The 13,012-nt window shown below is 70.5% G+C and carries 12 protein-coding genes; 6 read left to right on the top strand and 6 right to left on the bottom strand.

Going from position 1 to position 13,012, the window contains the following annotated elements; genetic code table 11:
• Window position 1 precedes the first annotated feature (1 nt).
• Complete coding sequence (locus Q664_RS37955; protein WP_043407537.1) at window positions 2–562, bottom strand: hypothetical protein; 561 nt, start codon at window positions 560–562, stop codon at window positions 2–4.
• Between the two features lie 325 nt (window positions 563–887).
• On the opposite strand from Q664_RS37955, the gene tesB reads away from it, so the two are divergent.
• A complete protein-coding gene (gene tesB, locus Q664_RS37950) occupies window positions 888–1,757 on the top strand; it encodes an acyl-CoA thioesterase II (RefSeq protein ID WP_043407535.1) in 870 nt (289 codons plus the stop codon).
• Window positions 1,758–1,793: 36 nt separating this feature from the next.
• Here the strand turns inward: tesB and Q664_RS37945 are convergent, their stop codons facing one another.
• From Q664_RS37945 to Q664_RS37930, 4 genes are all read right to left on the bottom strand, one after another.
• Complete coding sequence (locus tag Q664_RS37945) at window positions 1,794–3,053, bottom strand: MFS transporter (protein WP_043407532.1); 1,260 nt, start codon at window positions 3,051–3,053, stop codon at window positions 1,794–1,796.
• 399 nt (window positions 3,054–3,452) lie between these two features.
• The gene (locus Q664_RS37940; RefSeq protein WP_043407529.1) at window positions 3,453–4,481 is read right to left on the bottom strand and encodes an ABC transporter substrate-binding protein; all 1,029 of its coding nucleotides are present in this window, start codon (window positions 4,479–4,481) and stop codon (window positions 3,453–3,455) included.
• Window positions 4,482–4,521: 40 nt separating this feature from the next.
• The gene (locus Q664_RS37935) at window positions 4,522–5,298 is read right to left on the bottom strand and encodes an ABC transporter permease (protein WP_043407526.1); all 777 of its coding nucleotides are present in this window, start codon (window positions 5,296–5,298) and stop codon (window positions 4,522–4,524) included.
• Window positions 5,295–6,047, bottom strand: a complete 753-nt coding sequence (locus Q664_RS37930) for an ABC transporter ATP-binding protein (protein ID WP_043407525.1) — start codon at window positions 6,045–6,047, stop codon at window positions 5,295–5,297. Before Q664_RS37930 ends, Q664_RS37935 begins: the two co-directional genes overlap by 4 nt.
• Before the next feature lie 317 nt (window positions 6,048–6,364).
• Between Q664_RS37930 and Q664_RS37925 the strand changes: the two genes are divergently transcribed.
• The 5 genes from Q664_RS37925 to Q664_RS55580 all read left to right on the top strand — a co-directional run bounded on the left by Q664_RS37925 (window position 6,365) and on the right by Q664_RS55580 (window position 11,853).
• Window positions 6,365–7,921 carry a hypothetical protein gene (locus tag Q664_RS37925; RefSeq protein WP_043407521.1) on the top strand — a complete coding sequence of 519 codons (1,557 nt, stop codon included), beginning with the start codon at window positions 6,365–6,367 and terminating at the stop codon, window positions 7,919–7,921.
• A 23-nt stretch (window positions 7,922–7,944) separates the two neighbouring features.
• On the top strand, window positions 7,945–9,042 hold the full coding sequence (locus tag Q664_RS37920) for a hypothetical protein (protein WP_043407518.1): 1,098 nt from the start codon (window positions 7,945–7,947) through the stop codon (window positions 9,040–9,042).
• A 14-nt stretch (window positions 9,043–9,056) separates the two neighbouring features.
• Complete coding sequence (locus tag Q664_RS37915; protein WP_043407514.1) at window positions 9,057–9,611, top strand: hypothetical protein; 555 nt, start codon at window positions 9,057–9,059, stop codon at window positions 9,609–9,611.
• Between the two features lie 53 nt (window positions 9,612–9,664).
• On the top strand, window positions 9,665–10,180 hold the full coding sequence (locus Q664_RS37910) for a GNAT family N-acetyltransferase (RefSeq protein ID WP_043407596.1): 516 nt from the start codon (window positions 9,665–9,667) through the stop codon (window positions 10,178–10,180).
• A 404-nt stretch (window positions 10,181–10,584) separates the two neighbouring features.
• Entirely contained in the window at window positions 10,585–11,853 is a 1,269-nt protein-coding gene (locus tag Q664_RS55580) for a family 16 glycosylhydrolase (protein WP_075207634.1), read from the top strand.
• Window positions 11,854–11,899: 46 nt separating this feature from the next.
• Here Q664_RS55580 and Q664_RS37900 read toward each other — a convergent pair whose 3' ends face one another.
• Window positions 11,900–12,886, bottom strand: a complete 987-nt coding sequence (locus Q664_RS37900) for an alpha/beta hydrolase (protein ID WP_043407512.1) — start codon at window positions 12,884–12,886, stop codon at window positions 11,900–11,902.
• Window positions 12,887–13,012: the final 126 nt, after the last annotated feature.

Raw genomic sequence — 13,012 nt, 5'->3', positions numbered from 1 at the left:
GCTACCGGGAGAGGGTGCTGACGAGCGACGGGGACGGTGTGGAGAGCGCCCGGCTGATGGCCCCGGCGGCCTCGGGAAACGGCCCACGTACGAGCTCCCGCCCCCGGGGCCCCAGCGCCTGGACGAGCACCTGGCGGAAGCCCTTCTCCAGCCCCAGCGCGCTGTGCGGCGCCCCGGTGGTGTCGGCCACCATGTAGAGCGACTGCTCCAGGTCCGCGGGCGGCTGCTGGCCCTGCGAGAGGAACAGCTCGCGCACCCGGGTGAGCGAGTCGTTGTGGATCTTGCGGATCTCCCGGCTCGCGGCGCCCTTGAAGAAGCCGGGGATGCCCCGCAGGTCCACGCGCACCACCACGATGGGGTGCTGGCGGCGCAGGTCATACGCGAAGCGCAGGGCGTGCTCGCGCAGCACGTCCCGCGTGTCCCGGTTGGCGTACAGCACCACCGCCGGCCGCCCCTGTCCGAGCGGCACTTCCCGGCCGAACACGTCCTCGAGCCCCGAGGCGTGGGCGGGAAGGGCGCCGAACAGCCCCATCAAGCAGGCGATGACCACCAGGATTCGCATGGGTAAGGGTCTCCTCCGGGGTATGGGGACGGGCTGCTCACCGTCCCTCGCCGCCGGGGCGCATGGACGACAGTGTACGGGCCCACCCTGACGGTCCCCGCCCAACAGCGGCCCCCTTCCGCTTCTGCCTGACCCGGCCCTCCGGGGGTTCCTGGCCGCCTGTCCAGCCGGGAACCGGGCCCCCTCCCGTGGGCCTCGCGCGCGGTGCCCTGGGCGGCCCCATGCTTCTCGCACTGGCCAAGCCCCGCTGTTTCCTCCATGGTACGGAGCCGTACCAGCCCGGGCGCCGAGTGCCCCGGGGCCATGTGGAGAAGAAGGAGAAGGGATGAGTCGCGTTCTGGAGGAACTGTTGGCGCTGCTCAAGCTGGAGCCCATCGAGGAGAACCTGTTCCGGGGGGCGAGCCAGGATCTGGGCTACCGGCAGCTCTTCGGCGGGCAGGTGATCGGCCAGGCGTTGTCGGCGGCCAGCCAGACGGTGGAGTCCGAGCGCCACGTGCACTCGGTGCACGGCTACTTCCTGCGCCCCGGGGACGCCAGCCTGCCCGTGGTGTACACGGTGGACCGCGTCCGCGACGGCGGCAGCTTCACCACCCGCCGCGTGGTGGCCATCCAGAAGGGCGAGTCCATCTTCACCATGATGGCCTCCTTCCAGGGGGACGAGCCCGGCTACGAGCACCAGGTGAAGATGCCCGAGGTGCCCGGACCGGAGGGGCTGGCCTCGGACATCGAGCTGCTGCGCCGCCGGGCCCACCTCATCCCCGAGCGCGTCCGGGAGAAGTTCCTGTGCGAGAAGCCGATCGAGATCCGTCCGGTGACGCTCTTCGATCCATTCGAGCCGAAGGTGAGCGAGCCGGTGAAGTACGTGTGGTTCCGCGCGGACGGCGAGCTGCCGGAGGATCCGCAGGTGCACAAGTACGTGCTCGCCTACGCCTCGGACTTCAACCTCATCACCACCGTGCTGCAGCCGCACGGCGCCAGCTTCATGCAGCGCAACATGCAGATGGCGAGCCTGGATCACGCCCTGTGGTTCCACGGGAACCTGCGCGTGAACGACTGGCTCCTGTACGCCATGGACAGTCCGTGGACGGGCAATTCGCGCGGCCTGGCGCGCGGGCACATCTTCACCCGCGAGGGCCGGCTGGTGGCCTCCGTGGCCCAGGAAGGCCTCGTCCGCATCCGCCAGGACAAGCGCTGAACGGCGGCCCGGGGTGAGGGAGCCGCCGCCCGGCGCTCAGCCGCGGGGGGCGGTCTGGCGGCTGCCGGACCCGGGAGGGGTGGGGCGGTCGGCCAGTGCGACGAGCACCTCGTGGACCCCGGCCAGCAGCACCGCGACGCCGAGGATCAACGGGGTGATGGCCGCGAGCCCGAGCCGTTCGCCGATGAGGCCGGCGGCGCTCGGGACGACCGCGACGCCCATCGTCGCCGCGCTCACCTGGAAGCCGACGGCGTGCGCGGCGGCATCCGCGCCCACGCGCCGGGGCGTCTCGGACATGAGGGCCGGGAAGATGGGCGCCAGGGAGAAGCCGAGCAACGCCAGCCCCAGGACGGCCGGGACCGCCGGGAGGGCGAGGAGGAGCGCGCCCACGACGGTCCCCGCGGTGCCGAGCCGCAGGAGCCGGACGGGGCCCATCCGCTCGACGACGAAGCCGAGCACGATGCGCCCGGCCAGCAGGCCCGCCCAATACAAGCTGACCCACGTTCCGGCCAACGCGGTGCCGAGCCCGCGCGCCTCGGTGAGGACGGTGTAGCTCCACTGTCCCGCGGTGACCTCGACGCCGGAGTAGAGGAAGAAGATGGCGATCTGCAGCCAGACGCGGGGACGGCGCAGCGTGGCCCCCGCGGTGACCGTGGGGGAGGTGGCGTCCACGGGGGCCGGGGCCTCGGCCGTGGGAGGGCTCGAGCCCGGCCCGGCGTCCCACTGCCGGCGCATCCCGGTGAAGGCCACCGCGAGCAGCGCGAGCGCTCCGCCGATGACGGCATAGCCGGCCCGCCACCCCGCGCCGTGCGTGAGGAGCGCCGTCATGAGCACCGGCCCGAGCGCGGCCCCGACGCTGTAGGCGGCGTGCAGCCAGGTCATGTGGCGCGCTCCGAAGTGGTGGGCGGCGTACGTATTGAGCCCGGTGTCGATCGCGCCCGAGCCGAGCCCGACGAAGCAGGCCGCGGTGATGAAGAGGGCGAACGCGGGGGCGACTCCGTAGCCGGTGACACCGGTGGCGGCGAGCGCGGTGCTGACGGCCAGGAGGGTGCCGATTCCAGCGGTGCGCATGAACCGCCCCGCGAACAGGCCCGAGGTGAAGTACGCCGAGGCCGCCATGGCGAGCGCGGCGCCGAGCGCCGCTTGCGGCAGCGAGAAGGTCTCGCGGACGGACGGCCAGGCGACGCCGATCACCGCGTCCGGCAGTCCCAGGCTGACGAAGGCCAGGTACGACAGGGCCAGGAGCCCCGGGCGCGGCGCTGCCGGGGTGGATGAGGGCTCGGGCGGACGGCTCATGGGCGTGCCCCTCTCGCTGTTCGCGGATATCCGATGTGGATCATGCCATGCCTACATTTCGGCATGTTTCCTTTCCCCGGCTGTGCCATGGGACGGATATCGTGCCTACATTTCGCCACATGTGCGTCTTTTTGTTGACCCATCATGCCTACATTTCCATGCATGTAGGCGCCCGTCCGCAGAAAAGAAATACATCAATTACTGACGTTCGACACGTCTGTGATTGATGTCAATTGCTTGCATTTATTTGCCTGATATTTAATTGTTGGTCCGGTTTTTGCATTTGGAGTGTTTTGATTTGATTTTTTGTTTTTTGTTGTTTGGATTGTTGTATGTGTTTGTGTTTTACTTGTCTTTGTGTCTGTGGTTTTGTGTTTGTGATTGGGGTCCGCCAATGGCTCACGGAGAAGTCTTGCCGGGGGCCTGTGTGAACTCGGGCAGGAGGAACTCGTCCACGACCGGCGCCTTCTCGATGAGGCCCAGCTCCACGAGCTGCCGTCCCAGCGTCTCCCAGCGCTCGCGGCTCATCGACCCCAGGCCCCGGGTGCGCGTCTCCTCGGTCTCGATGAGGGGCTTCTGCGCCTGCGCCGCCGCCGCGAACGTCTCCGCGTCCAGGGTGGTGTTCAGCTTCGCCATCACCGTGTTGGCCGGCGCCGGATTGTCCAGGTAGGCGCGCCAGCCCTCGCGCACCGCCGCCACGAAGCGCTTCACGCGCTCCGGCTGCGTCTTCCACAGCTCCCGGCGGGTGGCGACCACGGCCGTATAGGGATTGAAACCCTCATCGGCCACCAGGAACACCACCGGCTCCGCGCCCTGCTTGCGCGCCGCGATGGGCTCCGAGGTGATGAAGCACTGCTGCGCGAAGTCCTTGTTCGTCACGAACTGCGCCACGCCGCCGTCGTAGGGCACCACCTTCACCTTGTCGAAGCCGTACTTCTTCTTCAGGAACGCGGCATACGGCAGGCCAGGCTCCAGGGCGATGGTGCCCGAGGAGAGCACGTCCTGGATGTTCTTCGCCCCGCGGGAGGCGTGCGCCATGATGGCCTGCGGCGACGTCTGGTACACGGCGAACAGCGGAATCAGATCCACGCCGCGCGCCCGGGCGGTGAGCAGCTCGTCCCCGCCCACGATGCCGAACTCCACCTGCCCCGTGGCCACCATCTGCAACACGGGCACGCCGGCCCCGCCGCCGAGGATCTCCACCTCCAACCCGTGCTGCTTGAACGCGCCCTGATCCCTCGCGGCGTAGAAGCCACCGAACTCGGGCTCGGGCACCCAGTTGAGCGCCAGCTTCACCCGGGCCGCGGCCTGCGCGCCGCCCGCGTCCGAGCCTCCCGCCTGCTGCGCGCCTTCCTTCGAGCGCGAGCACGCTCCCGCCACCACGAGCAGCACCAGACTTCCCAGCAATCCGACGAGACGTCCTCTCACGTGTGGTTTCCTCCGACGAAGCAGAAGGGGATGGGGGCCCTCACGAGCCCGAGGCGGATGGGTGCCAGCGCCGCAGCATGCGCTCGCCGGTGAGGCTCACCGCGCCGAACAGCAGCAGTCCCAACGCCGAGGCCGCCAGGACGGCGGCGAAGACCAGGGCCGTGTTTCCCTGCCGGTTGGCCACCAGCACCAGGATGCCCAGCCCGGAGTCGCCCTCGACGACGCCGGCGACCCACTCGCCCACGATGGCGCCGACGACGGACAGGCCCGAGGCCACGCGCAGGCCGGTGAACAGGTGGGGCAACGAGGCGGGCAGCTCCAGCTTCCACAGCGTGGCCACCCGGCGCGCGCCGTAGAGGCGGAACATGTCTCGCAGGGCCGGGTCCACCGAGCGCATCCCGGTGTGCGTGTTGGCGATGACGGGGAAGACGGAGACGATGAAGGAGGAGACGGCCACCGCGCGCGCGCCATGGCCGAACCACACCACCAGCACCGGGGCGATGGCGATGATGGGCACCATCTGCAGGAAGAGGGCGTAGGGGTAGAGCGCTCGCTCCAGCACCCGCGACGAGGACAGGATGATGGCGGCCAGCACGCCCACCCCGGTGCTCAATCCGAAACCCACCAGCGCCGAGCGGCCGGTGGACAGCGCCCCGCTCAGCAACGAGCCCGCGGAGCGGCTCGCCTCGAGGCCGATGGTGGACGGGGGGGGCAGCACCATGGGGTTGAAGGAGAAGACGCGCGCCACCGTCTCCCAGAGGGCCAGGAGGATGACGAGCGCGGCCAGCGGAGCCAGGGCGTCGCGCAGGGCCTTCATGCGGCTTCTCCTTGCTCCAGCGCTTGGAGCAGCAGGCCCATCTCCCGGGCGAAGCCGGGATCGGCGCGCAGGGCGGGGAGGCGCTCCGGGGGGAGGGCCAGCCGCCGATCCAGCATCACCCGCGCGGGCCTGCGTGACAGCACCACGACGCGCTCGGCCAGGTAGGCGGCCTCGGACAGCGAGTGGGTGACGAAGAGGACGGTCATTCCCAGCTCCTTCCACAGCGCGAGGAGCTGATCATCCAGCCGGTTGCGGGTGAGCTCGTCGAGGGCGGCGAAGGGCTCGTCCAGCAGCAGCAGCCGGGGACGGGTGACGAGCGCCCGGGCCAGGGAGACGCGCATGCGCATGCCGCCGGAGAGCTGGGCCGGGTAGCGCGAGGTGGCGTCGCCGAGCCCCACCTCCTGGAGCAGCGCGTGGGCCGAGGCATGGCGCTCCGGGGCCGGCACCCCGGCCAGCTCCAGGGGCAGGGCCACGTTGTCGAGCACCGAGCGCCAGGGCAGCAGGTGCGCGTCCTGGAAGACGAAGGCGATGGGGGGGCGCGCACCCGGAGTGTGCTCCAGGGGAGGGGAGAAGGTGAGGGTGCCGGCGTCGGGCCTGTCCAGCCCGGCCACCATGCGCAGCAGGGTGGACTTGCCGCAGCCGGACGGGCCCACCAGGGCCACGAAGGAGCCCGCGGCGACGTCCAGGTCCAGCCCGTCGAGTACGGAGACTCCCCCGGAGAAGGTGCGCCGGATGCCGGAGATCCGCACGCGGACGCCCCCCCTGCCAGGGTCGAGCGTGGATGGAGAGGCGGAGACGGGAGGGGGGGAAACCATGGGGCGAACCGGGTTCTAGCCGCCCTGTGCGCTCCCGGCCAGACTCTCATTGGAGGGCGCGAAGAAGCCGCCCTGCACAGCTGTGAATCGCTCTGCACATCGGCCGCGAAATCCTTGCGCCGGATCCCGGTTCCTGGCGCCGTCGTCCAAAGGGGAATCCTCTTGTTCACGAGTTGGCACGAAGTCCGCAGAGCCACGCACGCCCCTCGCCTGGGGCATCCGGCCTCGCCTCGCGGGGCCTCCGAGAGGTGATGATGAAGCTCCCCCTCCTCCTGTTGCTGTTGTTGTCCGCTCCCGCCCTCGCGGCCCCACGCGCGGCGTACGTGCTGCGCATCGAGGGCGCGGATGCCTTCGTCGATCTCGGGCGCGCGGATACGGCGCAGCCCGGGGAACGGCTGCGCGTCTACCGCGTCATCGAGGCGCGCCACCCGGCCACGGGCAAGGTGCTGCGCGACCGGTTCCTGCTCGGCGAGGTCACCGTGCTGGAGGCCGGCGAGACGCTCTCGCGCATCTCCGCCCCGGACGAGCTCCTGGCCCGCATGGAGGTGGGTGACGAGGTGGAGCAGGTGAATCCCCTGGCACCGCGTGAGCGGCCCACCTCGCCAGGTGCGGCCACTCCGGCGCAGCCTTCCGCGACCGCCTCCGCCGGCCCGTCCGACGCCGAGCGCACCGCGCTGCGCACCGCGTGGAACACTGCCTTGAAGCTCCCGCCCGCCGAGCGCGCGAAGGTGTGGGAGGGCTTCCTCGCCAACTGGCCCCAGTCGGACCTGGCCGGCCCCATCCGCACGGAGATCTCCCTGCTGCGCGAGGCGCCCGTGGCCTCCTCGACGACGAAGGTGCCCGCCTCGCCGGTGGCGCCCGTCCTCAAGGTGAGTGCCCCCACCAGCGCGCTCACCGACGAGCTCATCACCGTGTCCCTCTCCAGCCTGGCGGGTGCCACGCCGCGCGCGGTGATGGTGCACTGGCGTGAGCGCGGCTCGCCCACCTACCGCACCGTGCACATGCGCGCCGAGCCCCATGGTCACTTCCGCGCCACGCTGCCCAAGGAGGCGGCGGTGGAGGCGGGTATCGAGTACTACGTCGAGGCGGTGGAGCCCGCGGGCGCCACGCTCGCCGCGGCGGGCCTCCCTTCCCGGCCCCAGCACATCACCATCCGCCGGCCGCCCCGGGACGAGCGCATCGAGCACCGCAACCGCAGCCGCGTGCGCGTCAGCGACGAGTACGTCGACTTCAACCGCTTCAAGGGCAACGACGTCTACAACCTCTTCGAGGCGGACTTCCTCTACCGCGTCTACACGACGGTGCACGCGGTGCGTGTGGGCTTCGGCAACTACCGGGGCACCGGCAAGCCGCGCGATCAGCTCGATGACCCGACCATCCCCGGCCAGGAGGTGGGCTACACCTACGGCTTCAGTGAGCTGGAGCTGCGTCTGCACCCGTCCCTCGCGCTGCTGCTGAAGGGCACCGCGGGTGTCACCTCGGACGGGCTCAGGGGCGGTTTCGATCTCGGCCTGCGCATCGGCAGCGAGACGGGCACCTCCCTGCTGATCCGCGGCGCCAGCATCGCGGACATCGGCCAGCGCGGCAGCCTCGCGCTGTCGTGGGACGCCGTGAAGAACTGGCCCATGAGCGCCGAGGTCGTCGTCACCAACGAGCCCATCGGTGAGGACCTGGGCGTGCGCCTCATCTACACGGTGGGCCGCTCCATCACCCCCTGGCTCGATGTCTCCGGCCGCGTGAGCTACCAGCTGCGTGACATCAACCACTCCGGCCTCGGCTTCGGGCTGGGGACCACCTTCCACTGGTAGCGGACTCCGGGAGAACACCTCCGATGATGACCCTTTCCACCGTTACCTGCCTCCTGTTGTTGCTCGCTCCTCCCCAGACGCCGCCGGCCAACGCCGCTCCGGCCGCACCCGCCGAGCCCCTCGAGGTACGGCACGTCCCGGCCGCCCAGGTCCTGGTCGGCAACAACCTCGTGCTCCGCGCCGAGGTGGCTCCGGCCTGGCGCCTGGGGGCGCTCGTCGCCCACCACCGCTCCGTGGGCGAGCCGGCCTTCCGCGAGACGGCCTTCGAGCTCAGCGCCGACGGCACCTACGCGGCCGTCATTGCCCTGTCCCCCGAGCAGCGCGTGCCCGTGGAGTACTACGTCACCGCCCGGGATACCGATGGCGTGGAGACCGTGCGCTTCGCCAGCGCCGCCGCTCCGTACCCGGTGCTCATCGAGGTGCCCCAGCACACGCTGGAGCGCGAGGCGTTGCTCGAGGTGTACGGCCAGCGCCGCTCGCGCGTGAGCGCCTTCGCCGAGTACGTGGACTATGGCTCCCAGACGATCAACGGTACACGCTACGCGGACCGCTACTACCGGCTGGAGGCGGACTACCTCTACCGTCTGTTCACCCAGGTGGGCGGCCTGCGCATCGACTCCATCCGCATCGGCGTGGGCCACCTGCGCGCGAATACGCCGCCCTTCGGCCTGATCGCCCAGGAGGGGGAGAGCCTGCCGGGGCTGCGTCCGGGCCTCGACTATGGTTTCTCCGAGGTGGACGTGGGCTTCAGCCCGTTCTTCGGCCTCGGTGTGCGCCTGACGCTCGGTGGCAACGCGATCGGCTTCTCGGCGGGCATTGGCGGCAAGGTGCGCATCGGCCGGCCCAATGGGGCTCGCGCGGAGATCGAGGGTGAGTACACCGGAGGCCTTGGCGGCGCCGCGACGATCCGGCTCGCCTGGGACACGGTGTATCGTTTCCCCATGAGCGCCGCCGTGCAGGTGACGAACGTTCCCTCGGGTCCCACCGGTGTGCGGCTGCTCTACCGCGTGGACTACAAGTTCTCCGACGCCTTCTCGCTCGGCGCCGAGGCCGGTTATCAGGCCCGTGCCTCGCGGGGTGGCGGGCCGACGCTGGGACTCGCCGCGAGCTACGGCTGGTAGGGGAGGGTGCGCCCATGATGCTCACCGCGCTCACGTTGCTCCTGCTGTCGGCGGACCCGGCTCCACCGGCTTCGTCCGCTCCGGCCTCGTCCCTGATGGTGGTATCCACCGCGGACCCCGGCCTGGAGAAGACCGCCCTCGAGGCGGGGCGGACGCTTGGCTCTCGTCTCGAGGCCCCCTATGTGGACCTGGGCGGCTACCTCAAGTCCCGGGGCGAGGGGTGTCAGAATGATCCGCGCTGCCTCCTGGCGGCTCCCGGGCTCTCGGGCGCCACGCGCCTGCTCCTCCTGAGCCTGCGCCCGGTGTCCGCCGGGCGGCTCGCCGTGGATCTGCGCCTCATCGAGCTCGAGTCCCGGAAGGTCATCGGCCGGAGTGCCTCGGTGGTGGAGACAGGGGGGCTCTCCGCGTGGGTGGAGGCGTCCGCCACCCGGCTCATCTCCCGGGCCGACCCGTATGCGAAGGATCGGCCCCAGAGCCCCTTCGCGGTGAAGCCCGCTCCGGAGTCGCCCGCCGTGCCGCCACCGCCGGCCGGTGACGCCCGGCCGCGCCCCGCGCCCGAGACGAAGTAGGCCCGCTCCGGGCCGTGCGGAACCCTGGGCGCGGCGGTATGGTCGCCGCGCCCATGAGCCTCACCCTCCGGTTCGCCACGCCCGCCGATGCCGCCCTGCTCGCCGAGCTGGGCGCTCGCACGTTCCGGGACGCCTTCGCCGCCGACAACCGGCCCGAGGATCTGGCGGCCCACCTGGCCTCGCATTATTCACCCGCCCTCCAGGAGCGGGAGCTGCGGGATCCCCAGCGCTCCTTCCTGCTGGCGGAGGCCGCCGGTGTTCCCGCGGGCTTCGCGCTGCTCCATGACATGCCACCCGAGCCGGGTGTGCCGGGGCGCCGGCCGCTGCGCATCGAGCGGCTGTACGTGGACAAGCCCTTCCATGGCACCGGAGTGGGTGCGGCGCTCATGGGGCGCTGCCTGGACGAGGCCCGGGCCCGGGGTCATGACGTGATCTGGCTGGGGGTCTGGGAGCGGAACTTCCGCGCCCGGGACTTCTACGCGCGCTGGGGCTTCACCGAGGTGGGCGAGACGACGTTCGTCATCGGCGACGATGCCCAACGCGATCTCGTGCTGGCTCGCCCCCTCTAATCACGTGGCCATTTCCCCTCGCCCTCCGGGAGAGGGACGGGGTGAGGGTGCCACGCATCCCGGGTTGAACCCCTGTCCACATTGGGGTCCATGGGTTGGAGAACAGGGACAGATACCCTCACCCCGACCCTCTCCCGAGGGGAGAGGGAATGTTCAGTCACTTCCCTGAAAGGATTGCCACCCGAGACACTTCGGGACCTTCGAGCAGTTGGCGAAGGAATCCGAGGTCCGCGCCGCCCCGAGGGTGATGTCCACCTACGAACGGCCGCGCCACCGCCCCCGAGGACTTCCTCCAGAAAAAGAACAAAGTCTTCCCAATCCAGGCTTTCCCTGTGTTAACGGAGTTCCATGCTCACGCGCCCGGCCAGCATCTGTCCTGCGCCGCGGGCGCACGGGAGGAACACATGGCCTGGAAACTGGGAAGTGCGGCGACGAGCGGTTGGATGATGGCGCTCGCCGTTGGAAGCCTGCTGGCGGGTATGGACGCGGACGCCGCGCCGGTCGGGCAGACCATCTGGCTGAAGGCGTGCGCGACGCAGCAGTACGTGTCGGCGGACCAGAACCTGGGAGCCACCGCGCCCCTGGTGGCGAACCGCACGACGGTGCAGGGCTGGGAGCAGTACCAGGTCATCGACGCGGGCGGCGGCCTCATCGCCCTGCGCGCCAGTGAATCCGGCCTGTTCGTGTCCGCGGACACCAACCTGGGCGGGCAGCTCGTCGCCAACCGGACCACGTTCCAGGACTGGGAGAAGTTCGAGTGGGTGGAGCTCGGCAACGGCTCCATCGCCTTGAAGGCCCGGAGCAACGGCCTGTTCGTGACCACGGACCTGAACCAGGGAGCGGCCGCGCCGCTGTACGCCACCCGCGCGTCCGTGGGCGGGTGCTGGGAGTCGTTCACCTGGGGTGCCCTCGGCGGTGGTGGGGGCGGCTGGGTGCAGATCTGGAGTGACGAGTTCGACGGCACCAGCGTCAACCCGTCCAACTGGTTCGCCAACACCGGCGTGCACGTGAACAGCGAGCAGCAGCAGTACACGAACTCGCCCAACAACATCCAGGTGAGCAACGGCACGCTGAAGCTCATCGCGCGGCGGGAGTGGAACAACGGCTACCCGTTCACCTCGGGGCGGCTGGAGAGCGCGGGCCTGCGGGAGTTCGGCCATGGCCGCGTCGAGGCGCGCATCAAGATGCCCGTGGGCCCGGGGCTGTGGCCCGCGTTCTGGATGCTCGGCAACAACATCAACCAGGCCGGTTGGCCCGCCTGCGGCGAGCTCGACATCCTGGAGAACGTCGGCTACTCGAACTGGACGTCCGGCGCGCTGCACGGCCCGGGCTACTCGGGCAACACGCCCATCTTCCAGCAGTTCTACCCGAGCTCCCCCGTCAGCGAGTGGCACGTGTACCGCACCGAGTTCTCCAGCTCGGACATCAAGTGGTACATCGACGGCGCCTTGATGAAGACGGTGACGCGCGCGGAGGTCGAGCGGTACGGGCCCTGGGTGTACGACAGGCCCTTCTTCATCATCCTGAACCTGGCCGTCGGCGGCGTGATGCCGCATGGCTACAACGGCGCGACGACGCCCCACTACGGCGTGCCGCAGTCCACGGCCGATCTCATCGGCAGGACGCCGCAGCAGATGGAAGTGGACTGGGTGCGCGTCTACCAGTGGCGGTGACGGCGTCCGGGGGAACCGCTCGATTCCTGGAGCGGCTCCCCCCCTCTCAGCCCGCCTTCGCGTGCCCCGCGTCGCCAGGTGCCGGGAACAGGGCCCGGCGGAGCGCGGCCGTGTAGACCCCCCGGAACTCGCGCGCCACCCCGGCGTCGCGGGTGACGACGTCGAAGCCGTGGAAGGCGCCGGGCACCACGGTGACGTCGCACGGCACGCCAGCGGCCTCCAGGCGCCTGGCGTACGCGATGTCTTCGTCGTGGAAGAGATCACAGGTGCCCACGCCCATCCACGCCGGAGGCAGGCCCGAGAGGTCCTCGCGCCGCGCGGGCACGGCATGCGCCGGAACCTCCGCGCCCCCCGGCTCGCGTCCCAGGTAGGACCTCCAGCCGAACACGTTGCTGCCCTGGCTCCAGAGGCGGAGGCTCGTGCCGTCGATGTCCGTGCGCGTCGTCGTGCGGTCATCCAGCATCGGGTAGACGAGCAGCTGGAAAGCGGGCCGGACCTCCTTGCGATCGTGCGCCAGCTGGGCCAACGCCGCCGTGAGCCCACCACCAGCGCTCGCCCCGCCGATGGCGATGCGCTCGGGGAGGACGCCGAGCGTCCCCGCCTGGGCGAAGAGCCACCGCAGCGCCGCGTAGCAGTCCTCCAGCGGTGCCGGGAAGGGATTCTCCGGTGCCAGCCGGTAGTCCACGGAGACGACGACGATCCCCAGCTCGCGCGCGAAGTCGAGGCAAAGCGCATCGTCCTGCTCCGGCTGGCCGATGATGTATCCGCCACCGTGAATCCACAGGAGCGCCGGTGTCGGTCCCTGGGCCTTCCGAGGCCGATAGGTCCGCACGCGCACCGGCGGCGCCCCCGCGGGCCCGGGCACCCTCACGTCTTCCACGGCCACGGCCTCGTCCTGGGGGACGCGGGGCGCCGGGCGGAAGCGGCCGAGGAACCGCACCATGGCGAGCAGCGGCCGGTTGGCCGTGACGTTCGGGAGGAAGCGCGCGGCGCGTTGCAGGTCGGGGTGGAACGGATTCGCGGTTGGCTTCATGTCTCTGCTCCTTGTGGCGGGCGCTTGCCGCCAGATAGCAACCTGGAAGCCAGTCTGCCGCTCCATCGCGGGATTCGTACAGCGCCCCCCCGAGTCGCGGCCCGTGCCACACGTCCAACGCACCAT

It is taken from the genome of Archangium violaceum Cb vi76 (assembly GCF_000733295.1).
GTDB classification, from domain to species: Bacteria; Myxococcota; Myxococcia; order Myxococcales; family Myxococcaceae; genus Archangium; species Archangium violaceum.
The sequence above is the reverse complement of the archived record's forward strand: the minus strand, read 5'-3'. Positions and strand labels throughout refer to the sequence as shown.